The following is a 24,840-nucleotide window of genomic DNA, read 5'->3' as shown; positions in this document are numbered from 1 at the left end:
GATGCTGTCCTCGCAAATGGTAAAAGCGGCGAACACTGTGCATTTCCTATGTCCGAAACACTATTAGCGTCCTTTTCGGACCTTATTTGCTCAATTGGGCGAGGTTATAGAAAATAACGGCCTTTTGGGGCTCTATTTTAACCCAAATCGGTTAGAAGAGCTCTAAATGGCTCTTTCCTCCGAAAATAAGGTCCCCAAAATCCGCTATTCCTTGCAATGCGTCCTAAAAACGCGAAATAGCGTCCTGAAAGGACGCTATTCCAGCGGAGCAGCTAAGAGAGAAGAGAGAGCTCCCGCGAATTATCTGAGATTCAGATGCTGCTGTTTACTCTTCAGGTTCTCCCGCTTCCCGTTTTTCCAATAAAGTTGCAGCGATGACATGGCGCATAACAGGGAGATGCCGAGAAACAGCAACGACCAGACCAATGCAGGGACCATCGTTAGATTTGCCAGGTTTGCGGCATCCCCGGCTTGAGCCGGAGCGGTTAAGGATCGCAACAACAGCGTGACCGGACCCATCAACGATTCCTCCAGACAAAGAAAAGCCAGCAGTAAATAATAGAAGTTCCTAACCCACCCGCCGAAGAAATAAAACGCCATATTCACGGCAACGAAGATGATTAGCCACCAGAGGCCGTAGCCCGACCGTACAAAAAAGACAATAGTCATTAATGCCAGCACACTGATGATGACAAGGCCGATTGCTTGTTTTTGCCTGTAATAGCCGTAAAACAGGGCAATCGCAAACAATGAAGCCGTTATATATCCGGCCAGCGAAACTACAATCTGGCTCCAGTCCGAGATTAGCAAGGAATAGGTGACACCGCTGTGGTCCGGATTCAGTTCAATGCGGAGCACGCGGCCGGACACCAGAAGCGTCACAACGGCATGGCCGAGCTCATGAATCATAGTATCGAGCATGCGAAACCAGTTGGAGAACGGAATCAGTCTCGTCAATATCGCTGCCCCGATGATAAACAGGAAGGCCTTAAGCCATTTATTCATAATGTATCCCTTTCAGACAAAAAATCTACTAGTTCCATTATAAAGGAGATCAAAAATGTATTCAAAAAGCGAACAAATTTTCGCTTTGATGGTATAATGGTGTCGTGATGGAGGTTTACGGAAGATGAACGATAGAACGGACAAACACGACATTTATATAGAAAATAACAGACAGCGCGCGGTAAGGGATCGACAGCTTACATTTGCGGAAATTGAGCTTGGGCTACCGGATCGGCCGGGGACCGAACCCGTAAGTAAGGTCGTTGTACCGGAGAGCGATAGCTTGGAGCGCAATCTGGATTGGCGGCAGGATTTTCGCTACGTCTCGAAGGAGCAGCAGTTTGTGCAGACAGCGCGGGAACTGGAAGGGAAGAGCGTGGAAAGCGCTGAATTTGTTCCTTTTCAAACCTATTGGCCGACCTATGACCAAATGCAGCCCGGACAATTGAGATGGTATCTGTACTGGCGCGGAGAAGTTCGCTTCGGACGTTACCCCGAGACGGATTTGTCTTATCTGTTCGTGTACCTGTATGAGTTGATTCACGGCATAGGCTGGGATGACCCGGCACAAGGGCTTGAACTGATGGACCGGGTTTGGAAGGCATATCGGAAGCGGTACCCGAAGCTGGATCTGTATGTGCGGGAATGGATGTATGACCTTGGAACGGTGTTCGGGCTGGACATGCCGCCTGCAGAACCGCTGGTAAAGCTTCCGCGAAGTCTGTCCAACGTGCTGAAGGAACTGGAATGGGGACGCAGATTCTCGGCCGAACCGTTGGAGCTGACCTGGGAAATGGTGTTGCCGCTTATCGATTACGAAGTAGAGAAGAGCCGTTATTACAGCGATCAAGGACGAAAAGAAATGCGAAATTACGTCCCGAAAGTAATCGCGCTGGTTGACGGGTATTTGGCAAAAACCAAGGGCAATAAACTCATTGAGCGTTTTAAGCCGCCTGAGAAAAAGGTTACCCGGTTTCTGTTTCGCAGCGCCGTATACGATCATGAAGTCTACGGACACGGAGTTCCCGTATCCGTTCTGCCGATTAGCGAACATCCTCCCTTCCGTGCTTATTTGACTCAATTGGTCAGATATACGGAGAACAAGCTTCGGGAACTGACGGGCTTTAAAGGAAAACTGCGGGGAATCAGCATAGAGCAGGAAGTGGAGCAGCTTGTTTCCCGTTTTTTGCAAAAGGAATTTGATCAGCGTCAGGAGGAAGAAGCCAAGGCACACATCCCCGTGGTCAAGATCAACTCGGCCAAACTGCGTAAATTGCAGCAGGAGTCTGATGAAGTACGGGACATGCTTTTGACCGAGGACCTGCCGCTTGTGGCGATTGAGCGAAAGCCGTCCGGGCATCCTGCTGGTTCATCATCAGGCCAAAAGAGAGCCCGGCATCAGAATAGGGATGAGCCTCAGCAGGCAGAAATGGACTTTGAGCGGGGATGGCGAGTGTTTGAGGAAGAACCGCTGGCGCATTCGGTAGCGGAAGAGTTCAAAGAACCTGATGCGTTTCCGGATCCCGAAGAATTCGCGAAGCAGGAGGAGTTCGTAATTACTCCAAACGTTACAGAACAGAAATTCACTTCTGAGCCGGTGTTCGAGATTAAGGAGAACACTGGCGATGAGAATGAACAGCGGAGTGAGCTCGAGTTAGCGGAAGAGTGGCAAGAGATGTTAAACCGGTTATCCGGGGCTCACCTGGCCATGCTGGATGCTATTGTTGAAGATCAGAGCATCGACGTACGTTACGGCATTGCCGAGCAGGCCGGCTCGATGCCGGAACTACTACTAGATGAAATCAACGAGCTGGCGATGGAATGGATCGGAGATTTGCTGATCGATGGAGATCGGATAACGGAGGAATACGAGACAGAGCTCCGCAATATGATGCATTGCGCTCATATTGGCAATAAAGATCTATGAGGTGATAACGATGAAACAGATGCAAATTCCGAAGCGGCTCACCACGGCGTTGGTGAATTCCTTGACGGCCGGGGTGGTGCCGCGGGTCGGACTTGAGCATATCGCGGTCGGACGAAAACCGGAGGTCGCTTCGATTCTGCAGGATATGGACAATATCGGTGAAGGCGGAGCGGCTTTTCGGCTGATTACCGGACGGTACGGGAGCGGCAAAAGCTTCTTGCTGCAGATGATCCGCAATTATGCGATGGATCGCGAGTTCGTGGTGGCGGATGCCGATTTGTCGCCGGAGCGGCGCCTGGTCGGAACGAAGGGACAAGGGCTGGCCACGTACCGGGAACTGATGATGCATCTATCCTCCCGGACGAGACCGGATGGAGGCGCCTTGGAGCCGATGCTGCAAAAATGGATTGCCGCCCTCCAGCAGGAACAGATGCAGGCCACCGGCCTGCGGCCCGGCGATCCGGGGCTGCATGAGGCAGTGGAGCTCCGCATTTATGCGGTCACTAATGAAATGCAGAATCTGGTGCACGGGTTTGATTTTGCCAAGGTATTGGCTGCCTATTGGTCGGGGTATAAGCTTGGGGACGATGACCGGAAAGCGGCGGCGCTGCGCTGGCTGCGCGGGGAGTTCGGCACCAAAACGGAAGCGCGCCAAGAGCTCGGGGTCGGCGTGATCATTGATGACGACAACTGGTACGACTATATGAAACTATGGGCGGAGTTCTCGGTGCGGATCGGGTATAAGGGTCTTCTGCTCTTTATTGATGAGGGAGTGAACCTGTACAAAATTACGAACAGCATTTCCCGCCAAAGCAATTACGAGAAGCTGCTGACGATGTTTAACGATACGATGCAGGGAAAAGCCCAGTACCTGGGCATCTATCTCGGCGGCACGCCGCAGTTTGTGGAGGATGAGCGCCGCGGGTTGTTCAGTTATGATGCCCTGCGTACGCGGCTCATGGACGGGCGTTATAGCAGCGGAACGCGGCGGACGTACACCTCGCCGATCCTGAGGCTGGACATGCTGTCGCATGAGGAGATCCTGATCCTGCTGCAAAAGCTGCGGGACATTCACGCGATGCATGCCGGGTATGAGCCGCGGCTGCGCGATGAACAGCTAATTGCCTTTATGCAGGCGGCGGTCGGACGGCTTGGCGCCGCGGAACTGCTCACGACCCGGGAGGTCGTGCGGGATTTCATGGATGTGCTGCATATGCTGCAACAGCACGAGGAGCTCACGTTCGACGAGTTGCTGGGCGAGCGTGAACAGCAATATGCGGCCCAGGGCGCGGCCAAGAAAAGCGAGGGCGCTGACGAACTGGACGACTTCCTGGCGGAGTTTGAGCTATGAGCGGGACAAATCCGTTTTCCCGGCTGGCGCCGTTCATTCAGGAATACATGTACCGCAAAAAATGGGACGCCCTGCGCGAGGCTCAAGTTGAAGCCTGCCGGGTGCTGTTCGACACGCCGCATCACCTGCTGATCGCATCCGGCACCGCATCGGGGAAGACGGAGGCGGCTTTCTTTCCGGCACTCACGGAGTTGTATAACCGGCCTTCCGAATCCGTCGGCATCCTGTACATCGGGCCGCTGAAAGCGCTGATCAATGATCAGTTCGAACGGATTACCGAACTGCTTCGGGAAGGGGAAGTGCCGGTCTGGCACTGGCATGGCGATGTCTCGCAAGCTGAAAAGACCAAGCTTATGCAGCGCCCCTGCGGCGTTCTGCAGATTACGCCGGAGTCGCTGGAGGGGCTGCTGATGAACCGGCCGAATGCGATTCCGGCCCTGTTCCATGATCTGCGGTACATCATGATCGACGAGGTACACGCTTTTATGGGGGCGGACCGGGGCATTCAGGTGCTGAGCCAGCTCACCAGGCTGGAGCGGATGGCGTCCTGTTCGCCAAGAAGGATCGGGCTGTCGGCAACGCTCAGCGATTACGACACCGCGGCACGATGGCTTGGGGCCGGCACACCGCAGCCCGTCGAGGTCGTGTCGCCGCACGGCGGGCGGAAGCTGAAGCTGTCGGTGGAGCACTTCTCGTTTCCGGATGCCCGGAATGAACGGGAGGCCGAGCATCTCGAGCTTGCCAAGCAGAATTACCACAACTTCATATACGACCACACGCACCGGAAAAAAGCGCTCGTCTTCACCAACAGCCGCTCCGACGCGGAATTGACCACCCTGGAAATGCGCCGGATCGCCGCGAAGCGGGAGGAGCGGGATGTGTTCCATGTGCATCACGGAAGCATTTCCGCGATGCTGCGGGAGGAGACCGAAGCCGCGCTGCGCTCCGGCCCCGGACCCGCGGTAGCCGCAGCGACGGTGACGCTGGAGCTCGGCATCGACCTCGGCGAGCTGGAGCGGGTCATCCAGCTCGGGGCGCCGTACAGCTGCTCCAGCTTTGTGCAACGGCTCGGTCGCTCCGGACGCCGGGGAGACCAGGCGTCGGAGATGATGTTCCTCGTCTCTGAGGAAGAGGACGAGGAAGCGCAGCTGCCCGCGCGGATGCCGTGGACGCTGCTGCGGGCCATCGCGGTCATCGAGCTGTACGTCCGCGAGCGCTGGGTGGAGCCGCTGGATCTGCGCAAGAAGCCGGTCGGCGTGCTCTACCATCAGACCATGAGCACGCTCAAGAGCATCGGCGAGGCAGAGCCTGCCGATCTGGCAAGGGCGGTGCTGACGCTGCCAACTTTTCGCGGGATTGAGCCGGACGAGTATAAGCAGCTGCTGCAATATTTGCTGCAGACCGATCACGTCCAACAGACGGAGGAAGGCACGCTGATCATCGGACTCGGCGGGGAGAAGGTAGTGAATAACTTCCGTTTCTATGCGGTGTTTAAGGACGATGAAGAGCATGTGGTGTATGACGGCTCCGAGGAAATCGGGAGCATCACCACCGTACCGCCGCCGGGCTACTGCTTCACGCTGGCCGGCAAGCTTTGGAAAGTGGAGGAAGTGGACAATAAGCATAAAGCGGTATACGTGAAATCCTCCAGAGGCAAGGTGGATACGCTTTGGCTTGGAGCCGGCGGCGATGTCCATACCCGGGTGATGCAAAAAATGCGCCAGGTGCTGGCGGAACAGACACTATACCCGTACCTGGCGCCCGGTGCGGTCAATCGCCTGGAACGGGCGCGTAGACTCGCCCGGGAAAGCGGGCTGCTGGGCAGCACGGTAATTCCGGCGGGCGGCGATGCCGTGTTTATTTTGCCTTGGGGCGGTAGCAAGCAGTTCCGTACGCTGGAGCGCCTGCTGAAGCATAACCTGAAGGAGCCGATGGGAATACGGCAAGTCGTTCCGATGGAGCCGTATTACATGGTCGTTGCCGGAAGAACGGGAGCGGAGGAACTGTTGGCAGCAATTCGAGCAGAGCTGTCTGAGATTTCAGATGCAGAATTGCTGCTCGATGCCGCTGAAGCTCCGTACCTGGGCAAGTATGACGAGTTTGTGCCGCCGGATCTGGTTCGGCGCGTTTTTGCCGTGGACGGGCTGGATGTAAAGGGCCTGGCAGAGGTGCTGGCAAAGCAGGCGGAATCGTAAGGACAAACGATCTATAATAGAGTTTTTCATTAACAAGTAGCAGGTGATAAGGATGGCGACAAAAACGAAAATGATTTTACCTCAGCTTCCGGCAAATTTAGGCGAGGCATATTTGGAAGATTTGCTGGAGGATGAGGATCATGAACTGGTCAACAGTTTAATGAACGGTGCCCATTTTGAACATGGGGTCCTGGATAAATGCATCATGTCCAAAGTACTTCTTCGGGGCTGCTCCTTCGCCCACACCACATTCGATCGAATGGACATGACGGACACGGTGCTGGAAAACTGCGATCTGTCCAATGCGGTGTTGCCAAAGGGGATCATTCATCGCGTACATTTTAAGGATTGCAAATTGACCGGGGTAAATCTGTCCAAAGCCAATCTGGGATTCGTGACGTTCGAAAACTGTTTGATGAATTTGAGCGATCTGGTGGAGGCTTCCCTGAAGCAGGTGAGATTTACCGGCTGTTCCATGCAGAATGTTAACTTTTACGGTTGCAAGTTTAAGGATGTCGAGCTTCAGGAATGCGATTTAAATGAGGCCGACTTCAACGACACCTCGTTAAAAGGCATGGATATCAGCACTTGCACCTATGAGCGGGTGGATATCCCAATACAAGCACTACCCGGATGCACGGTATCGCCTCAGCAGGCGATCGGGTTTGCCAAGCTGCTGGGACTGAAGGTAAAGGAATAGCAGAGAGATACAGGTCGGGCAGGGAATATAATTTTGGCCCGGCATATTAAAGAAACTCGCATCATTATTTTAACACCGGGATTTCCCGGTGTTATTTATTTTGCGTATTGCGTATGATTACACTCAAAAAACGATGGAATGCATTATTGTTTATACCGGTCCGGGACCATAAAATGGATTTAAATTTTTTATAATTGGAAAATTCATTTCTTATGGGGGAATTAGAGTGAAACGGTGGCCGGTTTATGTTCTTCTGGGTTTATTGCTTGTTTTGGGAGTCGGGCTGTTCATAAATCGACAGGTAGAAGAGAATCTGGATATTTCTGAAGCGAATTCGAAGCAACCAAACATTGCCAGCAATTCGAACGGAAATAATGACGTTCCAATGAAGATCATCTTAAGCCACGAGCAGCGTGAAGTCAGGTATTTGTCTCCTGTATTCGATGTAAGTACGAAGAGCGGTATCGTTTATGCGAACAAGAAAAACGAGTCGGAGAACGAAGAACCGCTGGAACTGGATTTGTATGAGCCGGCAGGCGATAACAACAACCTGAGGCCGGTCTTTATTTTCATTCATGGAGGAGGATACAAGGAAGGGAGCAAGGAGGATGCGGCGGACATATCCATGAAGCTGGCAAAACGAGGGTACGTTGTATTGTCAATGAATTACCGCTTGAAAACCGACCCGTTCGATAACTTTGCGCTAACCCTTTCCGATGCATACGAGGATATATCCGATGTGATCGGCTGGATCCATGACAACGCGGCCGCTTATGGGCTGGATTCCGAAAAGATCGTGATCGGCGGGGACTCCGCCGGAGGCTATTTGGCGATGAATTTTGCCAACGAATATCTGCGGAGCGATCCTTCTCTCGTTAAACCGGTATTTGCCATCGTGGATATTTACGGCGGGCTGCTGGAGAATAGCGTTCATGAAAACCTGCCTCCCGTCCTGATTATTCATGGAACAACCGATGCGATGATACCCTATCGGCAAAGCCTGGATTTAAACGACACCTTGGAACAACATGGAATTTATCATAACCTATTTACGATGGATGGCGCCGGACATGATTATAAAAACGAAAGATTCATCGATGATGTCGTTGAGACGATCACGCATTTCTTGTGGAATGTGATAAATAGTCCCAAGACAGAGGGACTCCCGGAGAACGCGGGACTTTCTGCTGCTTCCGGTGATCTTGTCGAGCTTAAATTGCCAAACGACTATATCCCTAGTTCAGGTGAAGGGGAACTCCATCTCATCGCTCCGGTGGATTGGTCGCTGGTTGATAGCGAAGAAAGCCAAAATATTTACCTCCAAGTTCCTGCAGGTTTGGAACCCGGAAATTATACGATTTTCGTCAGTATGGACCCGGATGACCGTGCTGCTTCGGCTACTGGATTCGTGATCAATGTCAAAGTTTTGAATCCTCTGAAAGTGAACTTTGAAACGTATTTTGATGCGTCGGATCAAAAAATAATGACTAACATAACCATTACGAACCAATCCAAGCATAATTTCAACGGTTCCCTTCAAGTTAATTACGAAGCGGAGCATGGGACTCAGGGGGCCTTCACCACCGATGTGGATCAATTGGAGCCTGGGAAAAGTACCGTTATCATAATTCCTGAATTGGCTAGCGGAGAGCGAAGGGTACGAGGATATGACGCTTCAGGTAAATTGCTGCATATAAGCGAGGACTTGCTTCATGCGCTGCAAATTAACAAGACCCAAAGCAATATCCTTATTGATGGGGAGCTGAAGGAATGGAAAGATTTCGCCCGCTTCGATCTGGAAGACGTTAAAATGAAGGATTGGAATGGGGAAGACGATACCAGTGCGACAGGTTTTTTAACCTGGGATTCCGCCAATTTGTATCTTGCTTTGGAAGTTACCGACGATAAGCATGTCCAACCGTCACGCGGTAGCGGGATCTGGAACGGGGATGGGATACAGTTCGCGATTGGCATAGCGAATGCGGATGGAGGCAACCCGCCCGAATACCATGAATTGGGCATGGCCATGGACAATGAAGGACAATTGAGCAAATGGCGCTGGTTAACACCCGAAGGTTTTAATATAGAAGACTTCTTTGAGACCGAGCTTGCCATCCGTCGTAAGGATCATAAAACGGTCTATGAAATTGCTATACCTTGGAACGAACTGATTTTAGATACCACCAGGGTGAAGCCCGGAATGAAATTAAAATTTTCATTGCTGGTAAACGACAATGACGGGGATGGACGCAAGGGATGGCTGGAAATCAACAGCGGAATCGGCACGGCTAAGGACATCAATGCCTTCGGCGATATTTACCTGACGGATTGACAGGCGCAAAGCGACTAGTCATATTCAGAACTCAATCTATCGCGTTTGCGGGATCAGATGTATAATCATGGAAGAAGCTCAGACCACGATAAGCCCAAGCCCAAGATAAGAGCAATCTAGGCTTGGGCTTTTTTCAATAAGTTAATCTATCATCCGTAGAAATATTCGGCTCACCGGTTGACAGCGGAAAGGAGTAATTGAATATGAGATCTTTGTTAATGAGAACTTTATTTATTGGAATAGTTACATGTATCATTGCAGCAATATTTACAAGTCTTTTAAGTAATGGAGAAACGGCAATAAAAATAACCGGCGGAGCCGGGGCGGTTTCCTGGTTGTTAGCGGGATTACTTTCCGGTGCTTTTATTAGCGGGGATAGAACAAGAGCGAATGAAAGTATTGAAACAGAGGGAGATAAGAAGTTTAGAAGCAAGTATTCTTCATTATTCTTTATCTTTGGCCTGCCCTGGTTGGCAACCGCAATAGTATTGTATTTGATATCGAAATGAAACTGACATGCAGAAAGAGGAGCGTACATGGGACTTGATGCATATGTGGTATGCAATTGCGTAAAAGAAGGAAAAATAAAGCCCCCTCCCTTTGATTCCGGGTTGCTGGAATGGACGGAAGAGGGGATCGAATTGTCGGACTCCGCGGACGATGAAACCTACCGGCTCTTCATGCGTTGGCGGGAACAGGCTTGTGAACATGAGGACTTTTATTTTTATTATGATCGGGTCGCCAATACCGCTGGAGGGAACTTTTTTTATGGAGCCATGGATCGGCTCGGCATCGGCTATTTTCCGCTGTTAAGCTCGATTGGGGGGGAACCGCTACCTGGGAATCTGGCGGATAAGGCGTTGAAGGAACTGGATATTCTGGAGTCCAGGATTCGTGAACTTCAGGGGACATTTCTGGTGGAGCCTGAATCTCTGGAAGAATACAAGAAGGCGCTGGCGGGTGAAGACAGTTGGTTCTACGCTTCCGGAGGACAACTTACTTACCGGTTAAATGAACAGGGATTCTGCATCATCCACGGGGATAACAGTGAACTGTTTCGGTCGGTAGCTTTCACTCAGGAGGTTACTCACGATGAGAGTGCTGGCCGGGAACATATCCGTGTGCGGTTTCGTGACGCCGAGACGGGAATGGTACATGAGAGTGATCACCCCTTCAGGAAAAAGATTTGGGGAGTCGAAGAACTTTATTATCCAAGCTCGCTTCAAGTTGTTACGAGGGAACTTAAAAGCTCAGATATTCCTTCCGCCGGAGTGCTGCGAAAGCTGTTTGAGGCTTCCTCGCAAACGGGAAACCCGATTATTTGGACTTAGACTATAAGCATAACGAACGCAAACGTAAAATTCGAGCATTCATTGGAGACCACTAAATAATGACGAATTACTTAATTTCTATATTTGTTTTGACCTTGATCATACATACTGCCGAGACCCTGTCGTACTCACTCCGGTTTGCCGGAGTAAAAATCAACAAAATCGCAGTTGCCCTGTCCTTAACGGGAATTATTGTGCTTGTCTCGAGAACGGCTAATCTGATTCAAGCGCCAATGACGGCTAAGTTTATCGATTTCGCCAAGACGGACCCGACGTTTAATGTTTTAGGTTATTTAAGAATCATAATAATTGCATCCTCTGTGGGGACGCTTATTGCCATTTTTCTGTTCCCGACTTTTGTGATTTTGTGGGAGAGAGTCATATCCAAACTTGAAGTGGCGGGTTCATTGCCGCGGCTTATATCCAGCGTGACAATCGGACAACTAAAAAATACGCGGCATTACCTCAGAAAACCATCATTCCGGCTAAGCCAATTTAAAGTATTGGGAATCTCCAAAAGATTTATTATTTTGAATATATTCGTAACAGCCATTTATACCGTCGGAGTGTTATCTTCTTTGTATGCGGCCCATCTGGTACCCGAGTTAAGTACGACTGCATCCCAATCCTCGGGCTTGATCAATGGTATTGCCACGATATTGTTAACGATTTTCATAGATCCTCAAGTAGGATTAATCACGGATCGCGCGATCAACAACAAGCTGTACCGGGATCAGCTGGGCAAGATTTATGTTCTGTTAATGGGATCAAGGTTGATGGGTACTTTATTGGCACAGGTTTTGCTGTTACCTGCGGCGTACTTTATATCTTTCGTCATCAAACTTCTTTAATCACCCGGTCTAAGAAAAGAGGGAAATAGTGAATACAGATCTTTTATTTTCAGCAAAGCCGGTATTTGAAACAAGCAGACTCTTGCTAAGGAAATTGGAACGTTCGGATGCCGAAGATTTTTTCGATTTTGCGAGTGATCCTTTGCTCACGGAGCATGTCCGCTGGGATTATCATGACTCGATCGATGATACGAAAGCATTCCTAGATTCATTGAATTATCATTTCGAGACCAGACATTCATTCAACTGGGCAATTGTAGACAAGGCCGCCAATAAGGTGATAGGCAGAATATGTTTGTTCGGATTTGACGAGGATCATGATCGTGCAGAGATTGGTTATGCGGTTTCAAGAGCCTGTTGGAACAAGGGGATCGCGACGGAGGCAAGTAAAGCACTGATAAAGTATGGCTTTATGGAACTGGGACTTAATAGAATTGAAGCAAGATGTAATGAAGCAAATATAGGATCCGAAAAAGTGATGCAGAACCTAGGGATGACATTTGAAGGTTTAATTAGAGAACAACTCAAAATAAGAAATGAATATAAAAACCAAAAGCTGTATTCCATTCTTAGAAGAGAATTTCCAAATGAGCTTTATTAGTAAAAAAATTACAATCATTTGCTAATGGAGGATAACTATGTATCTCGAAACCAACCGGCTAATCCTTAGAGATTTTACTCCGGAAGATTGGGAGCAGGTCCATCAATATTCATCAGATGATGACGTGGTCAAGCACATGCTCTGGGGACCGAACTCCTTTGACGAGACTAAACAATATATGAAGGATGTACACTTGATGCAGCAACAACAACCGAGAACCGGTTACGAACTTGCGGTAATCTTGAAGTCATCCCAATCTTTGATTGGCGGTTGCGGCATTCACACAGATGGCATTAACGGGGAACTCGGCTATTGCTTCCATAAAAATTACTGGGGACAAGGTTATGCATCAGAAGCCGCGAAAAGAATGCTGAGTTTTGGTTTTAACGAGCTTAATTTGCATCGAATATATGCTACTTGTCGACCGGAAAATGTTGGATCAGCCAAAGTTATGGAGAAGATCGGCATGTTAAAGGAAGGCCATTTAAGAGAGCATAGATGGAGCAAGGAAAGGTTTCATGATTCGTTTTTGTATTCCATTTTAGCGCAAGAGTTTAGCGACATCGGTTAACATCAAAGTCTACGATTTGTTGTCGGTCCTCGCGGATTTAACGATGACGTAATCGCCCATTAGCTGATGCATGCCGAGTTGAGGAAGAGAATAAAGAATAAGGATCGGGTTCCGGTTTGGTTTGACGAAGGATTAGCAACATTAGTGGACTACCGATATATGCCAGATGAAAAATCCATGGCAGATAATCTTGCTGAACTTAACAGTAGAAGTGCTTTTTATGAACCGACACGATTAATGCAAAATTATGAAGCGGCGAATAATGAAGTTAACCGATGGTACCGTATTGTAGAAAAATCGGGATTGATCGATTTAATAAAGGAGAGTCGTTTAATAAGCTGTACAAAGAAATAGAAGCCTTTAATTCGAAATAGCAGGGTGGAATCCATTGTGGGGAAAATACTTTGTTTTATATCCGAAGATTTTGCTGATTTTGAGATTACCTTAGCCTTACATAAAATCAGAAATGCAGGAAATAGAGAAGTTCTGTCCGTGGGATATAATGAAGGTGCGGTCGTAAGTGAATCGGGATTGCTTTATCTGCCTCATTTGACCATTCATGAAGCCATGGAGCTTGATGATATTGAAGGTCTTCTAATCCCCGGCGGCCCGATTCGAAATCAACTGCCGGAATTGACCGAACTGTTAATCAAATTGGATCAGGAACAGAAAATGCTGGCAGCTATATGTAACGGTCCGCAATATTTGGGACGAGCGGGCATTTTAAATTCATGCAAGTTTACCACTTCTTGCTCGGTTGAAAGAATCGAGAAACTGAATGCCGACGATCCGTTTCCCCGGGAAAATTATATGGATCAGCGGGTCGTTAAGGATAGACATATCATTACCGCGAAAGGCCGTGCCTTCGTGGATTTTTCTTTTGAAGTATTTGATTTTTTGGGAATTTATCATGACAAGGCGGAGGAAAGAGAGCAATTATATAAGGATATTATGGACAGATGACTTTATGAAAAAAGACTCATAACGTGAGCTCCTCTTTCATTGGGCTATCCCCCTTAGTTTGTCACGATGTATAATCATCTAAGCAGTGTGAACAACAAGTACAGGTGGGTGAAAGCAATGAGAATCGCCATTTTTGATTCCGGACTAGGCGGATTGACCGTTCTGTCAGCAGCTCTGAAAGAGCTGCCCAGGGAAGATTTTTTGTTTTATGCCGATACGCTGCATGTCCCTTATGGAACTAAGCCCAAAGAGGATGTGAAGAAATATATCCGTCATTCTATCGAGGCGATCATGAGAGAAGACATTAAAGCCATCGTTATTGCTTGCAATACAGCGACAAGTTTGACCGTAGCGGAACTTAGAAGTTCCTATAATATCCCGATCATCGGCATGGAACCGGCCGTAAAGCCGGCCGTGGAGATGAATCGGGCAACTGGGAAAAGAGTGCTGGTTTTTGCCACTCCATTGACCCTGAGTCAATCCAAATATCGGGATCTCGTTACAAGCGTGGATAATATGAATATCGTCGATTCAATGCCCCTGCCCGAATTGGTGCAGTATTGCGAAGCGCTAAACTTTGATCCTGAGATCCTGCGCCCATATTTCGCCGAGAAGCTGAATAGATTTCAACTCGATGAATATGGTACCGTTGTGTTGGGCTGCACGCACTATCCATTTTACAAAAACATGTTAGAGGATCTTTTGCCGAAGCACATTCAAATCGTCGATGGACGAGAAGGAACGATAAACCGGCTATCTCAAGTATTAAGAGATAACCATTTATCCGATGGACAAGGACAGAATGACATCAAATTTCTTTGTTCAAGCAACTCTGATGAATACTTGCAAAAGATGGAGATAGCACTCCGCTTGTTTAGAAAAGAAGATGATTTCTCCTGAATGTGGAGCTGAAGCTGAATATATGGGACTGCTCAAAAATTCCGGCAATATGTTAAATGTTATATCTAAAAAGCAGGGTACATGGTTTAATATTAGGATCTGCAAAATGTTTTGGAATCCAATCTCATAGCACCTGCTAAGACCATAAATGACCCAGCCTAAGACAACCGTAATCTCAGGTAGGGTCATTTTTTATACATAAAAGTCAATCGAAAAGGGTGGAAAGTATGGAGAGACCCATTAAGAGCAACCATGAATTGCTTGATTTGCTTGACCGGCTATTTCGTTCCGAAGAACAATGGTGGGACGAGTTTTATGAGGACAGGGAAAGAGAGATTCCCTTTTTTGTCGATGTGCCGGATGAAAATCTTGTTTCCTATTTTGAAAGAAGTATGGTTACGGCAGGGAATGTACTGGAGCTGGGAACCGGTCCGGGTAGAAATGCCATTTACATGGCGGAACAAGGCTGCAAGGTAGATGCGGTGGATCTTTCAGCAAATGCAATTAAGTGGGGGAAAGAACGCGCCAGCGAAAAGGATTTGGAGATTACTTTTATGGTTCAAGATGTATTCAGCTTGGATCTGGCGGACGGGGCTTATGACTTGATTTATGATTCCGGCTTGCTGCATCATCTTCTTCCTCACAGAAGGTTTCAATATATCGAATTGGTCAATGAGAAGCTAAAGCCGGGCGGTCATTTTGGTCTGGTTTGTTTTGCACCCGGCTTTGAAGATCAAGGCGGGGCAGCGGAAAAGAGCGATTCCAGCATTTATAAAGTGTTAAGCATGCAGGGTGGAGCAGCTTATAGTAAGGAAAATCTCGAACATTTGTTGTCGCCCTACTTTGAACTGGTCGAAATTCGTCCTATGAAGGATTGCGATAAAGGGAGCAACGCCTACGGCAAGTCCTTTTTATGGGCGAGTCTGTGGAGAAAGAAGGTGGAGTAGGCTTTGGCGGAGCGAAGGGGATTTTCCTGACTCCATCTGTCGAGCGTGCCTGTTACCTGGAGGAAATTAACTGGAAAACCTCCAGTTAATTTCGTAAACTCAGGCCTCATAGACAAATAACTGGAAAACCTCCAGTTATTTCGGCCGATTTTAACCAATGTAGTGGTAAAGGGCTAAATTAGCTGTAGAAAATCCGGTTAATTAGCCATTTAGCTTATAATCGATGAAATTAGCTGTATGAAATCCAGTTAATTATTCAACTAATTATCTAAATCAATCTGGAGGAAATAATATGCTGAATATGGACCATATTTATTTGATCACCGACATCCCCGGATACTCGCCACAAGTTGGCCGTCTGTTATCCATGATGAATTACGCTAGGTACACGACCATTAAGTCCGTTGAAAATTTAGGTGTAGATCAGTTGGACTTTTTGCTGGATGCCGGGAGCAACTCTATTGGCGCTTTATTAATGCATTTTGCCGCTGTTGAATACGCCTATCAAGTAGGTACTTTTGAGAATCGGGGTTTAAACGATGAAGAGATGGCGGAATGGGGGGCTGCGTTAAACCTTGGCGCCGAAGGCCGGGACAAAATTAAAGGCAATGATCTGAATTACTATTTGGAGAAGCTGGATACGGTCAGGAACCGGACCTTTGAATTGTTTAAATCTATAAACGATGACTGGTTATATCATGAGGAAGAATTCTGGCACGGGAAACAAGCGAATCGGTATTTTATGTGGTTTCATGTTTTTGAAGATGAAATCAATCATCGGGGCCAGATCCGACTCATTAAAAAGAGATCAAAGTAATCATAGATCCGCATTAGGAGAAAGGGAGCAATTGCCATGCTAAGAAACGACGATATTTATGGATACATATCAACGCCTTACGATCTGCTCGTATCCAAAGAGGATTATAGTTACAATATTCCTGCCACGCTGGCGGAGATTGTTGATTTTAGTAATAAGGATGTTGCCGATCTCGGGGCAGGGACAGGGAGATTGACAACCATGGTTGCTTCCCGAACTCAAAGCATCGTGGCCGTTGATTTTGCGGCAGATATGTTGAAGGTTACCGCAAGCAAGCTGGATCGGATGGGATTAACCAACTGGAAGACCTGCGTAGCCGATTTGAGGCAGATTCCCCTTCAAAACCAAAGTATGGACATTATCATGGCCGGGTGGAGTATTTGCTATGTAGGCAGTAGCAATCATGAGGCATGGGAGCAAAATTTATCTCAAGTCATGACGGAAATATTCAGAATTTTGAGACCCGGCGGAACCGTCATCATCCTGGAAACTTTGGGAACCGGCAATACGGAACCATCGGGTCCCGAATTCTTAATGAATTACTACGAGGCACTTGAACGGCAGTACGGATTCAAACATAAAGCTATAAGAACCGACTATGAATTTGATTCGGCGGAACAAGCGGAACAGTTATGCCGCGATTTTTTCGGCGATGAGTTGGGTGACAAGATTAAAGAGAAACAACTAACCATTGTGCCGGAATGTACCGGCGTTTGGTGGAAAGGAGTGTGAAAGGTTGAAAAAACGGTGGTTCAATTATGTTATTATATTTTTATTCGTAATCTCATTGCTGGGGAATGTATTTCTGTACTCGAAATTGCAAGACGATAAGAGTAACCCGGCTGTATCCAACACATCCGAAGAGTCGCCAATCACTAAGAAACTTGCCTTTATAAAGCAGTTGGTAAGCGAGGAAGGGCAATATTACTTGGTCCTGGATTACGCGGAATGGTTCTCGGATGAGGAAGCGGAGAAGGCAGCAAAGGAAGATGGCGTCCCCGAGACGGGATCATTAAGCAACGGATTCTATATTCGCAATGAAACGAACGAACTGGAAAAAGTGAAATTAGAGAAAGACTGCTTACTTTATGTATTGGATGGTGCTACCTCAAGAGCGGTGGATTATAATGAATTTGTATCTTCGGAATTAGAGGAAAGATTGTTCAATCTCCGCTTTGCCGGGGATACGCTGGTGACCATGGAAGAACAATATAGGCCATAATATTAGGAGCTGCATTTCCGACACATCTTTTACTAGCAAAATGGAGGGCATCAATGGAGTCTAACGAGAAGAATCAGGAAGCATGGAATACAGGTGCCTTTGAAGCATGGGTTAAGCGATTCGGCTTCCCCGGGGAAGCTGCGCACAAACTGCAACAAAACCCGCAAAAGAAGATCGGCGAGATTTATGATTATTTTGGAGATGTTGCCGAAAAGAAAGTCATGAATTTACTTGGCTCGAATGGCATGAAAGCTGTTGCCTTAGCTTTGCTAGGGGCGAAAGTTACGGTTGTGGACTTCTCCGCCGATAACGCCCGGTATGCGGAGGAACTGTCTCATGCCGCACAGGCGGAAATCCGGTATGTTGTATCCGATGTCCTACAGCTACCTTCTCATGAGCTGAGTGCCGAATATGATTTGGTGTTCATGGAGAAAGGCGTGCTCCATTATTTTCTGGACCTGAATCCGCTTTTTCAGGTTGTCGCTGCGCTTTTGAAACCGGGAGGGCGCTTTGTTTTGCAGGATTTCCATCCTGTATCCACCAAGTTGATTTCTTCCCGTGGCACAACCGCGAATATCAGAAAACATAAGGTTACGGGTAACTATTTTGATGACGCCGTGGTTGAACGTGAGGTTGCCTATTCAAAATATTCCGATGACGGCGTGCCCATGAAAGTTTATCAAAGATACTGGACTCTTGGCGAAGTAATCACTTCGATTGCCGGCTCGGGATTAACGGTCAAAGAATTGAAGGAACTGCCTAATTTATCCTCCGAGGTATTCGATGCGGGAATTCCCAAGAGCTTTATTGTAGTTGCAGAAAAGTAGTAGAAAAGAATAAACCGACAAACACCTCTGCCTAAGACACACGAATGTCAATTAGGGCAGGGGTGTTTTGTTATTTAATCCTATCTATGAGGAGTTGGCCTGCCAATGAATTCATTACGTTTTCCTCTGAGAAAATTCGAACCCGTCAATAACCCGTCAGACGAAGAACGGAACAACCTCATCGCAGAACTTTCAAGTATGGCCCCCACACTGCGGAATCTGGTAAGTAATCTTGAGCCATCCGGGCTTTGCACTCCCTACCGCGAAGGCGGCTGGACCGTCAAACAAATCGTCCATCACTTGGCCGATAATGATATGAATGCCTACTTAAGATTTAAGCGCGGCTTGACCGAAGATGAACCGATGTCGAGTACCTTCCGCGAAGATTTATGGGCGGAACTAAGCGATTATAAAGACGTACCGGTCGAAAACTCGCTTTTGCTCATTGAAACCCTTCATGATCGTTTTTTGGTCTTGCTCCAAGCTATGCGCCCTGAGGATTTTCAAAGGAACATACATACCCAGGTACTTGGGAGGATCTCATTGGATGCAGCGCTTCAACGGTTTGTATGGCATGATCGGCATCATATAGCACAAATAGAGTCATTTATAAAAAATATTGATTTTAGATGAGGAGGAAATCAGATGAGTTGCCAAATGGTTGCCGTCTTGCAAAGACACCTTGAACCGGCGCTTCAAATGCTGAATCAATTAGTTGAATTAGGGCCGGAGGAAGTATGGGTGGATCCGGAATTGGATTACTGGAAGCATATTTTACATGCAATCACCGGCATTGCTTTTTGGTTTAGAGAGGAAGGTGAAGAATTTCACGTACCTGATTTCAACAAAGATATTACCCCGGATTTCGATAAGAAAGGCCTAGACTATCCAACGAAGCATGAGCTTACTGGTTATATAGATGAGATGAAAGTAAAGTCCGAGACATTTTTCATGCGACTGGGAGGGGCGTCCTTAGTGGACCCGTGCGCGGTTTACGACAAGTTTACCAAGGCCGACGTTGTTTTAATGCAGATCCGGCATATCCAGCATCATATCGGCTATTGTAATCATATTTTAAGTTCACGAGGCTATGAGACTGCAGATTGGGTCGGGTAAAGGTGAATAAGCTTCAAAAGGGAAGGGATGGAGATGCATGGAGACCGCATTTTTTGAGAAGGTTTTTTTGAAGATTTCGTTGCATCGGATGAACGACATGTACTTTTTAAAATTAAAAGAGTCCCTTCAAGGGCTTTCGCAAGAAGCGTTATGGTCCGAAAATTACCCGGGCAGCAATACGATCGGGGGAATCACCATGCATATGTGCGAGCACATCGCCAGAAACTGCTTGAGATTATCGGAATCCGATCCGGAATTAAAGCAAGGATTTCAGGAATATTTTCCAAGCGAGCCGGTTACATCCCAACAACTGATACAGGCTTTTGAAGAACAATTGAGAGCGTGGAGTATCCTCATGAACCGGTATATTCAGGGGGAGCTGGCATTGAATGAAGAGCATATTCATCAGCTATATCATCTTCTCGAGCATGCCGGTTATCATCTGGGCCAAGTCATTGACCGGGTTCAAGGAGCTACGGGAGAGAAGCTTGAATTTTACAAAATGGGGCTTCACGAGGCTTATCTGAGAAGCAAAATCGATTCCGACCTCACTTAAGGGGGATATTCCATGAGATCATTTGAAGTCGTTAGCCTCGATCTGTTCCAAACGTTGGTGAATATTGACGCAAGAAGACCTCATATCTGGAAGCCGATTTTGCTAAATACATATACCGATAAATTGGCCGATGAATACGGCGGTTTGCTATTGGAAGGTTTCTTTAAGTATAAGGAGCAGTTTTCTAAGCTTGAAGAGTTTACTTTGACAGCAAAAGTATACGAACACAGTTTTGCCGACATATTTTCTGCGAAAGAGATTTCCTATGATTGCGTGGAAGCGAACCGGCATTTATTCCGCCAACATGCACTATCGGAGTTCTATGAGGATACGGAGGCCTTTCTGAACCGCATTACGGAAAAGTATGAGGTTTGTATTGTAAGCGATGCGGACGATGCTATGGTGCCGCCGTTCTATAGGGACTATGGAATTCGCCTATTGACCTCGGAACAGTACAGATCGTACAAGAACGATGAACAGAATGCGATGTTTAAGCATTTGATCAATCATTATCAAGTGGATTCAAGCCGTATTATTCATATCGGGGATTCGTCATCGGATGTATTGGGGGCAATGAGGGAAGGGATAACGGCATGTTGGTTAAATCGAAACAAGATGATCTGGGAGCATGAAATAAGACCCGATTTAACCGTAGAATCCTTGGAAGAATTAGACGGGATACTGTGATTTGGCAACAACGGATCGGCGGTTAAACCAAAGATGCGGCCTGGCCTGAGAGGGAAATCTGAGGCAGGCCGCTTTCGTTTATCCATCAAAGAAATATTATAAAAAATCTGAATACTAGCTTTGATAAGCTATTCATCCCCGGCTTAACCCCATATAATAAAGAAAACGTTAACACTGGGGAGTTGCATTTTCATTTTCTTGCATCATCGTTCTTTAATAGGAAGCGGGGGTGGCACCTTGGAGAAGATCATCGTAAAGACGGGGATATACAGTTTTCTAATCGGTTTGTTAATAGGATTATTGTTTTTTAAGGATACGACCGCGGTGAAATACGATGGTTCTGGAGTTACGGAATGGATCCAGCTTCCATTAAGGCAGTACCTGTTCAAATTGCTCAGGTTCTCGTCATTGTTGTCGCTGGTTGCCATGGCTATAGCCTGGATTTCCCGGTACGTCGTGATAACTAAGGAAAAGACGAAGTTCGGCGTGCTTTTGAAAGGTTATATCCTTGCGTTTCTCTTAGGTTTGGTGATTATTTTTTCGGTTGTATGCATTCTGTCTCTGCTTAACCGTCCTTGACGGGAGTCGTAGGAGAGGATTTTCTCCAGTTTCCATTAATGACCGGGTAGATTTGGAGGTTTAGCGAATGAATAAAATTCATTTATCGATCAGTTTCGAGCCGATGACACGGGACCAGGCGGCTGTCCTAGCCCGCTGGACATACGAAGGAACCTATTCGATTTACAGCATGGATGATAGCGACGAGTGTATTAACGAACTGATGAACGGGGAGTATTTTTTGGGAGTCGACCCGCAGCGGAATAATGAAGTCATCGGTTATATATGCAGCGGAAACTCGGCACGAGTCCCAGGAGGTTATCCTGCCGGTATTTATGAACAAAGCGATTGCCTGGATATCGGACTTGGACTGAGACCTGATCTTACCGGTAAAGGGATTGGACAGAGCTTTCTAATTGAGGCCATGGGATTTCTAAGCGTAAAGTATGCCACTACATCCTTTCAACTGGTCGTAGCTGCTTTTAATGAACGAGCGATCAAAGTATATGAGCGGGCCGGGTTTAGAAGAGGAGATTGCTTTCCGAGCAAAGTGGAGGATCGGAAGATCGAATTTTTAGCGCTGAAATGCTTGGATGATATCGGTGTATAAAAAAATTCCTTGAGTTCATTCGCGATAAACGATATCGTCTTTGATAAACATCTATTGAAAGAAGGAAAATATATGAATCTCCAACTATCCGAAATATCCGTGAGTGAGAAAGAACTCTTTTTCAATTTATATAATTTGTATTTGTACGAACTATCGTCTTATACGGGTGAAGATGTAAGGGAAGACGGGAAATTTGATTTGGGCAATACTCACTTATATTTGGAAAAACAGGCGTTGGTTCCGTATTTGATCCGAGCCGACGAACAAATTGCGGGATTCATACTGATATGTTCGCCGCCGTATACGCCAAATGAAGAAGACTATTCAATCCAGGAGCTCTTTTTGTTGAAAAAGTTCAGAGGGAAAAACTTGGCATCCGAAGCGGTAGGCCAAGTGTTTCAATTGCATCCCGGAACCTATCATGTAGAGCAGTTGGAAAACAATTTAGCAGCTGTCGGATTTTGGAAGAAGCTTTACGCGAACTTGAATATTAGCTTTATTGAGGAAAGGACTACGGTTACGATCGACGGACTTTCCGGAGAGCACGGAATTGTATCCCAACGCTTTACCGTGACCGGGGCATAAACTAGATTTGAAAGCTAATCGGAGGAAATAGCGCTATCCAAATTCCGCTGAAAGGAAGATGAGTATGGGCTGGTTTGAACCGATCAGGATTGTAGACAAATATAACCAAATCATTGAGATCAGAACCGCGGTTGGGAATGATGCCGACAGAATTCTTGCCTATAACCGAGAAATTATATCATCGGAATCCTTCTTACTAACCGTTCCTGAGGAATTCGACATGACCGTTGAAATGGAGCGCGAATGGATTGAAGAAACGCTGAACAAGGAGAGCAGTCTCATCTTGCTGGCTGAAGAGCAAGGGAAGGTAGTCGGACTCCTTGATTTTCATAGCGGACAAAAACGAAGAATTGCCCATACCGGCTATTTCGGAATGAGCGTTCGCAGCGATTATCAAGGGGGCGGCATCGGAAAAGCATTGCTTCAAGCTCTTATTGACTGGGCTGTTAAGCATCACAAGCTAGAAAAAATCAGCCTCGAGGTGTTTGCAAACAACAGCAAGGCCATACAATTATATCGTAAATTGGGATTTGTCCAGGAAAGCCTTTTGCGAAAACAAATCAAACTGCAGGATGGAAGCTACGTGGACGTAATCGGCATGGGCTTGCTGCTAAGTCCGTCGTAATCTGGCGCGCAATTGAAATTTGAGCAGAATTAGACAACATGCACCCGGCCTGAAGCGACAACGTATTGTCGGGCCGGGTTGTTCTGTAATCAGAAATTGAAATATCTTATGGAGCCGAAGGGGTGACGAGAATTGAAAATTGCCTTTGTTGTTTTTAACGGCCTAACTTTTTTGGACTTGATCGGCTTTTATGATGTGATTTATCGGCTTAACGGGTTTGAATCCTCCAAAGGGGTCGCCTGGGACTTTTGCGGACCCGGTGAAGAAGTCAGGGATGAACTTGGTCTGACGATCAAAGTAGACCTTGTGAATCCGAATTTATCACAGTATGATCTCGTATTTGTTCCCGGCGGGATGGGAACAAGGCAATTAAGGTTCGATGAGTCGTTTATTTCCTGGCTCCGTAAAGCCGAAACTTGCCGTTATATCGTTTCTGTTTGTACAGGTTCCTTACTGCTGGGAGCCGCGGGACTGTTGAAAGACAAGAAAGCGACGACGCATCCCGGTGCATATGATTTGCTTGAACCCTACTGCAAAGAAGTCATTCGGAAGCGGGTCGTTAAAGATGGGAATCTCATTACGGCTGGAGGCGTTTCTACGTCCATTGATCTGGCCTTATATCTAGTGAATATGTTCGCCGGGGAGGAAGCGGTCTCGGAGGTCAAAAAGCAGATCGACTATCCTTATGACATGGAAGGGATTGTCGAATATTAAAGAATAAAGGAGCGGAGCGCAATGAGTCTAGTCGTCAAAAGTTATTACGATAACCATGCGGAGCAGGAATGGAATCGGTTGAATAATCCTTATAGTACGGTGGAGTGGCTGTCAACCTTACGGTTAATGGACAGGTATTTGCCCGACTCGGGACATATTTGCGATATCGGCTCCGGGCCGGGAAGATACTCGATTGAGCTTCTGCAGCAAGGGTATCAGGTAACTCTGTTCGACCTGTCCGCACAGGAACTTGTTTTGGCGGAAAGCCGGATCACTGAGCTTGGATTGCAGGCGGAAGCCTACATATGCGAGGATGCGAGAAATTTGCGTGTTCTGGAAAGTGAAACCTACGACGGGGTGCTCGTTCTGGGTCCCTTATATCACGTGCCGGATGCGCAGGATCGTCACGGTATTATCGCTCATGCCTCGCGGGTTTTGAAGCCGGGCGGAACCGCCATATTTTCCTATATTAATTCATGGGGTTGCTTAAAGGCCGGCGTGACGGAATTCAGCGATTCCTACCGGGATGCCGAAAATATTTATAAGTATTTGCAAGAGCAGCAGTTAGATGAGAATGAAGGTTTTACCGAATGCTATTTTACGATTCCGGGAATCGCGCTGGAGGAAGTAAAGCAAGGCGGTTTTGACATCATCTCCTATGCCGGAGCGGAGAGTTTCCTGGCGGGAATGAGCGCAGAAGTGACCCGGCTCTTTCATGAAGATCGGCAGGTTTACGATCATCTTGTGCAAGCCGCCAGCGAAACCAGCGAAGCTCCCCAATACAGGGAGGCTACGGAGCATCTGTTGATTATCGCCAGAAAAAACTGATTTCGGAACAGGAGTAGATAC

At 47.2% G+C, this 24,840-nt stretch carries 29 protein-coding genes; 28 read left to right on the top strand and 1 reads right to left on the bottom strand.

What is annotated here, in order from left to right; translation table 11 throughout:
• Window positions 1-300: 300 nt before the first annotated feature.
• Complete coding sequence (locus ACLB09_RS08585; protein WP_410769396.1) at window positions 301-1,005, bottom strand: M50 family metallopeptidase; 705 nt, start codon at window positions 1,003-1,005, stop codon at window positions 301-303.
• 124 nt (window positions 1,006-1,129) lie between these two features.
• Between ACLB09_RS08585 and ACLB09_RS08580 the strand changes: the two genes are divergently transcribed.
• The 28 genes from ACLB09_RS08580 (at window position 1,130) to ACLB09_RS08445 (ending at window position 24,819) form a co-directional block, all read left to right on the top strand.
• Window positions 1,130-2,932 (top strand): TerB N-terminal domain-containing protein, encoded by a 1,803-nt coding sequence (locus tag ACLB09_RS08580; RefSeq protein WP_410769394.1) that lies wholly within the window; start codon window positions 1,130-1,132, stop codon window positions 2,930-2,932.
• 10 nt (window positions 2,933-2,942) lie between these two features.
• Window positions 2,943-4,283 (top strand): ATP-binding protein, encoded by a 1,341-nt coding sequence (locus ACLB09_RS08575; protein WP_410769393.1) that lies wholly within the window; start codon window positions 2,943-2,945, stop codon window positions 4,281-4,283.
• Window positions 4,280-6,478 carry a DEAD/DEAH box helicase gene (locus tag ACLB09_RS08570; RefSeq protein WP_410769392.1) on the top strand — a complete coding sequence of 733 codons (2,199 nt, stop codon included), beginning with the start codon at window positions 4,280-4,282 and terminating at the stop codon, window positions 6,476-6,478. The genes ACLB09_RS08575 and ACLB09_RS08570 overlap by 4 nt, the downstream gene beginning before the upstream one ends.
• 52 nt (window positions 6,479-6,530) lie before the next feature.
• The gene (locus ACLB09_RS08565) at window positions 6,531-7,178 is read left to right on the top strand and encodes a pentapeptide repeat-containing protein (RefSeq protein ID WP_410769391.1); all 648 of its coding nucleotides are present in this window, start codon (window positions 6,531-6,533) and stop codon (window positions 7,176-7,178) included.
• Window positions 7,179-7,404: 226 nt separating this feature from the next.
• Window positions 7,405-9,510 carry an alpha/beta hydrolase fold domain-containing protein gene (locus ACLB09_RS08560; protein ID WP_410769390.1) on the top strand — a complete coding sequence of 702 codons (2,106 nt, stop codon included), beginning with the start codon at window positions 7,405-7,407 and terminating at the stop codon, window positions 9,508-9,510.
• Window positions 9,511-9,713: 203 nt separating this feature from the next.
• Complete coding sequence (locus ACLB09_RS08555) at window positions 9,714-10,019, top strand: DUF5316 domain-containing protein (protein WP_410769389.1); 306 nt, start codon at window positions 9,714-9,716, stop codon at window positions 10,017-10,019.
• A gap of 27 nt (window positions 10,020-10,046) precedes the next feature.
• Complete coding sequence (locus ACLB09_RS08550; protein ID WP_410769388.1) at window positions 10,047-10,841, top strand: hypothetical protein; 795 nt, start codon at window positions 10,047-10,049, stop codon at window positions 10,839-10,841.
• Window positions 10,842-10,900: 59 nt separating this feature from the next.
• Window positions 10,901-11,692 (top strand): lipid II flippase Amj family protein, encoded by a 792-nt coding sequence (locus ACLB09_RS08545; protein ID WP_410769386.1) that lies wholly within the window; start codon window positions 10,901-10,903, stop codon window positions 11,690-11,692.
• Between the two features lie 28 nt (window positions 11,693-11,720).
• Window positions 11,721-12,293, top strand: coding sequence for a GNAT family N-acetyltransferase (locus ACLB09_RS08540; protein ID WP_410769385.1), 573 nt, complete (start codon window positions 11,721-11,723; stop codon window positions 12,291-12,293).
• Window positions 12,294-12,330: 37 nt separating this feature from the next.
• The gene (locus ACLB09_RS08535; RefSeq protein ID WP_410769384.1) at window positions 12,331-12,864 is read left to right on the top strand and encodes a GNAT family N-acetyltransferase; all 534 of its coding nucleotides are present in this window, start codon (window positions 12,331-12,333) and stop codon (window positions 12,862-12,864) included.
• A gap of 159 nt (window positions 12,865-13,023) precedes the next feature.
• Window positions 13,024-13,218 (top strand): hypothetical protein, encoded by a 195-nt coding sequence (locus tag ACLB09_RS08530; protein ID WP_410769382.1) that lies wholly within the window; start codon window positions 13,024-13,026, stop codon window positions 13,216-13,218.
• Between the two features lie 24 nt (window positions 13,219-13,242).
• The gene (locus tag ACLB09_RS08525; protein ID WP_410769381.1) at window positions 13,243-13,827 is read left to right on the top strand and encodes a DJ-1/PfpI family protein; all 585 of its coding nucleotides are present in this window, start codon (window positions 13,243-13,245) and stop codon (window positions 13,825-13,827) included.
• A 117-nt stretch (window positions 13,828-13,944) separates the two neighbouring features.
• On the top strand, window positions 13,945-14,727 hold the full coding sequence (gene murI, locus ACLB09_RS08520) for a glutamate racemase (RefSeq protein WP_410769380.1): 783 nt from the start codon (window positions 13,945-13,947) through the stop codon (window positions 14,725-14,727).
• 227 nt (window positions 14,728-14,954) lie between these two features.
• Window positions 14,955-15,674: a class I SAM-dependent methyltransferase gene (locus ACLB09_RS08515; protein WP_410769379.1), complete on the top strand. Its 720-nt coding sequence runs from the start codon at window positions 14,955-14,957 to the stop codon at window positions 15,672-15,674.
• Window positions 15,675-15,966: 292 nt separating this feature from the next.
• Window positions 15,967-16,491 carry a DinB family protein gene (locus tag ACLB09_RS08510; protein WP_410769378.1) on the top strand — a complete coding sequence of 175 codons (525 nt, stop codon included), beginning with the start codon at window positions 15,967-15,969 and terminating at the stop codon, window positions 16,489-16,491.
• Between the two features lie 36 nt (window positions 16,492-16,527).
• Window positions 16,528-17,223: a class I SAM-dependent methyltransferase gene (locus ACLB09_RS08505; protein WP_410769377.1), complete on the top strand. Its 696-nt coding sequence runs from the start codon at window positions 16,528-16,530 to the stop codon at window positions 17,221-17,223.
• A 4-nt stretch (window positions 17,224-17,227) separates the two neighbouring features.
• On the top strand, window positions 17,228-17,713 hold the full coding sequence (locus tag ACLB09_RS08500; protein ID WP_410769375.1) for a hypothetical protein: 486 nt from the start codon (window positions 17,228-17,230) through the stop codon (window positions 17,711-17,713).
• 53 nt (window positions 17,714-17,766) lie between these two features.
• Complete coding sequence (locus tag ACLB09_RS08495) at window positions 17,767-18,540, top strand: class I SAM-dependent methyltransferase (RefSeq protein WP_410769374.1); 774 nt, start codon at window positions 17,767-17,769, stop codon at window positions 18,538-18,540.
• A 105-nt stretch (window positions 18,541-18,645) separates the two neighbouring features.
• Window positions 18,646-19,173, top strand: coding sequence for a YfiT family bacillithiol transferase (locus tag ACLB09_RS08490; protein ID WP_410769373.1), 528 nt, complete (start codon window positions 18,646-18,648; stop codon window positions 19,171-19,173).
• Between the two features lie 12 nt (window positions 19,174-19,185).
• Window positions 19,186-19,656, top strand: coding sequence for a DinB family protein (locus tag ACLB09_RS08485; protein WP_410769372.1), 471 nt, complete (start codon window positions 19,186-19,188; stop codon window positions 19,654-19,656).
• A 37-nt stretch (window positions 19,657-19,693) separates the two neighbouring features.
• Entirely contained in the window at window positions 19,694-20,212 is a 519-nt protein-coding gene (locus tag ACLB09_RS08480) for a hypothetical protein (RefSeq protein WP_410769371.1), read from the top strand.
• 12 nt (window positions 20,213-20,224) lie between these two features.
• Window positions 20,225-20,899, top strand: a complete 675-nt coding sequence (locus ACLB09_RS08475) for an HAD family hydrolase (RefSeq protein ID WP_410769370.1) — start codon at window positions 20,225-20,227, stop codon at window positions 20,897-20,899.
• 237 nt (window positions 20,900-21,136) lie between these two features.
• Window positions 21,137-21,478: a hypothetical protein gene (locus ACLB09_RS08470; protein WP_410769369.1), complete on the top strand. Its 342-nt coding sequence runs from the start codon at window positions 21,137-21,139 to the stop codon at window positions 21,476-21,478.
• A gap of 67 nt (window positions 21,479-21,545) precedes the next feature.
• Complete coding sequence (locus ACLB09_RS08465; protein WP_410769368.1) at window positions 21,546-22,067, top strand: GNAT family N-acetyltransferase; 522 nt, start codon at window positions 21,546-21,548, stop codon at window positions 22,065-22,067.
• A 72-nt stretch (window positions 22,068-22,139) separates the two neighbouring features.
• Window positions 22,140-22,652: a GNAT family N-acetyltransferase gene (locus ACLB09_RS08460; RefSeq protein WP_410769367.1), complete on the top strand. Its 513-nt coding sequence runs from the start codon at window positions 22,140-22,142 to the stop codon at window positions 22,650-22,652.
• Window positions 22,653-22,716: 64 nt separating this feature from the next.
• Entirely contained in the window at window positions 22,717-23,277 is a 561-nt protein-coding gene (locus ACLB09_RS08455) for a GNAT family N-acetyltransferase (protein WP_410769366.1), read from the top strand.
• A gap of 132 nt (window positions 23,278-23,409) precedes the next feature.
• The gene (locus tag ACLB09_RS08450; RefSeq protein ID WP_410769365.1) at window positions 23,410-23,991 is read left to right on the top strand and encodes a DJ-1/PfpI family protein; all 582 of its coding nucleotides are present in this window, start codon (window positions 23,410-23,412) and stop codon (window positions 23,989-23,991) included.
• A 21-nt stretch (window positions 23,992-24,012) separates the two neighbouring features.
• Complete coding sequence (locus ACLB09_RS08445; RefSeq protein WP_410769364.1) at window positions 24,013-24,819, top strand: class I SAM-dependent methyltransferase; 807 nt, start codon at window positions 24,013-24,015, stop codon at window positions 24,817-24,819.
• Window positions 24,820-24,840 lie beyond the last annotated feature (21 nt).

The organism is Fontibacillus forbon, assembly GCF_046559655.1.
In the GTDB taxonomy this organism is placed as follows: domain Bacteria; phylum Bacillota; class Bacilli; order Paenibacillales; family Paenibacillaceae; genus Fontibacillus.
Note: the sequence above shows the minus strand (reverse complement) of the source record. Positions and strands in the feature narration are given on the sequence as shown.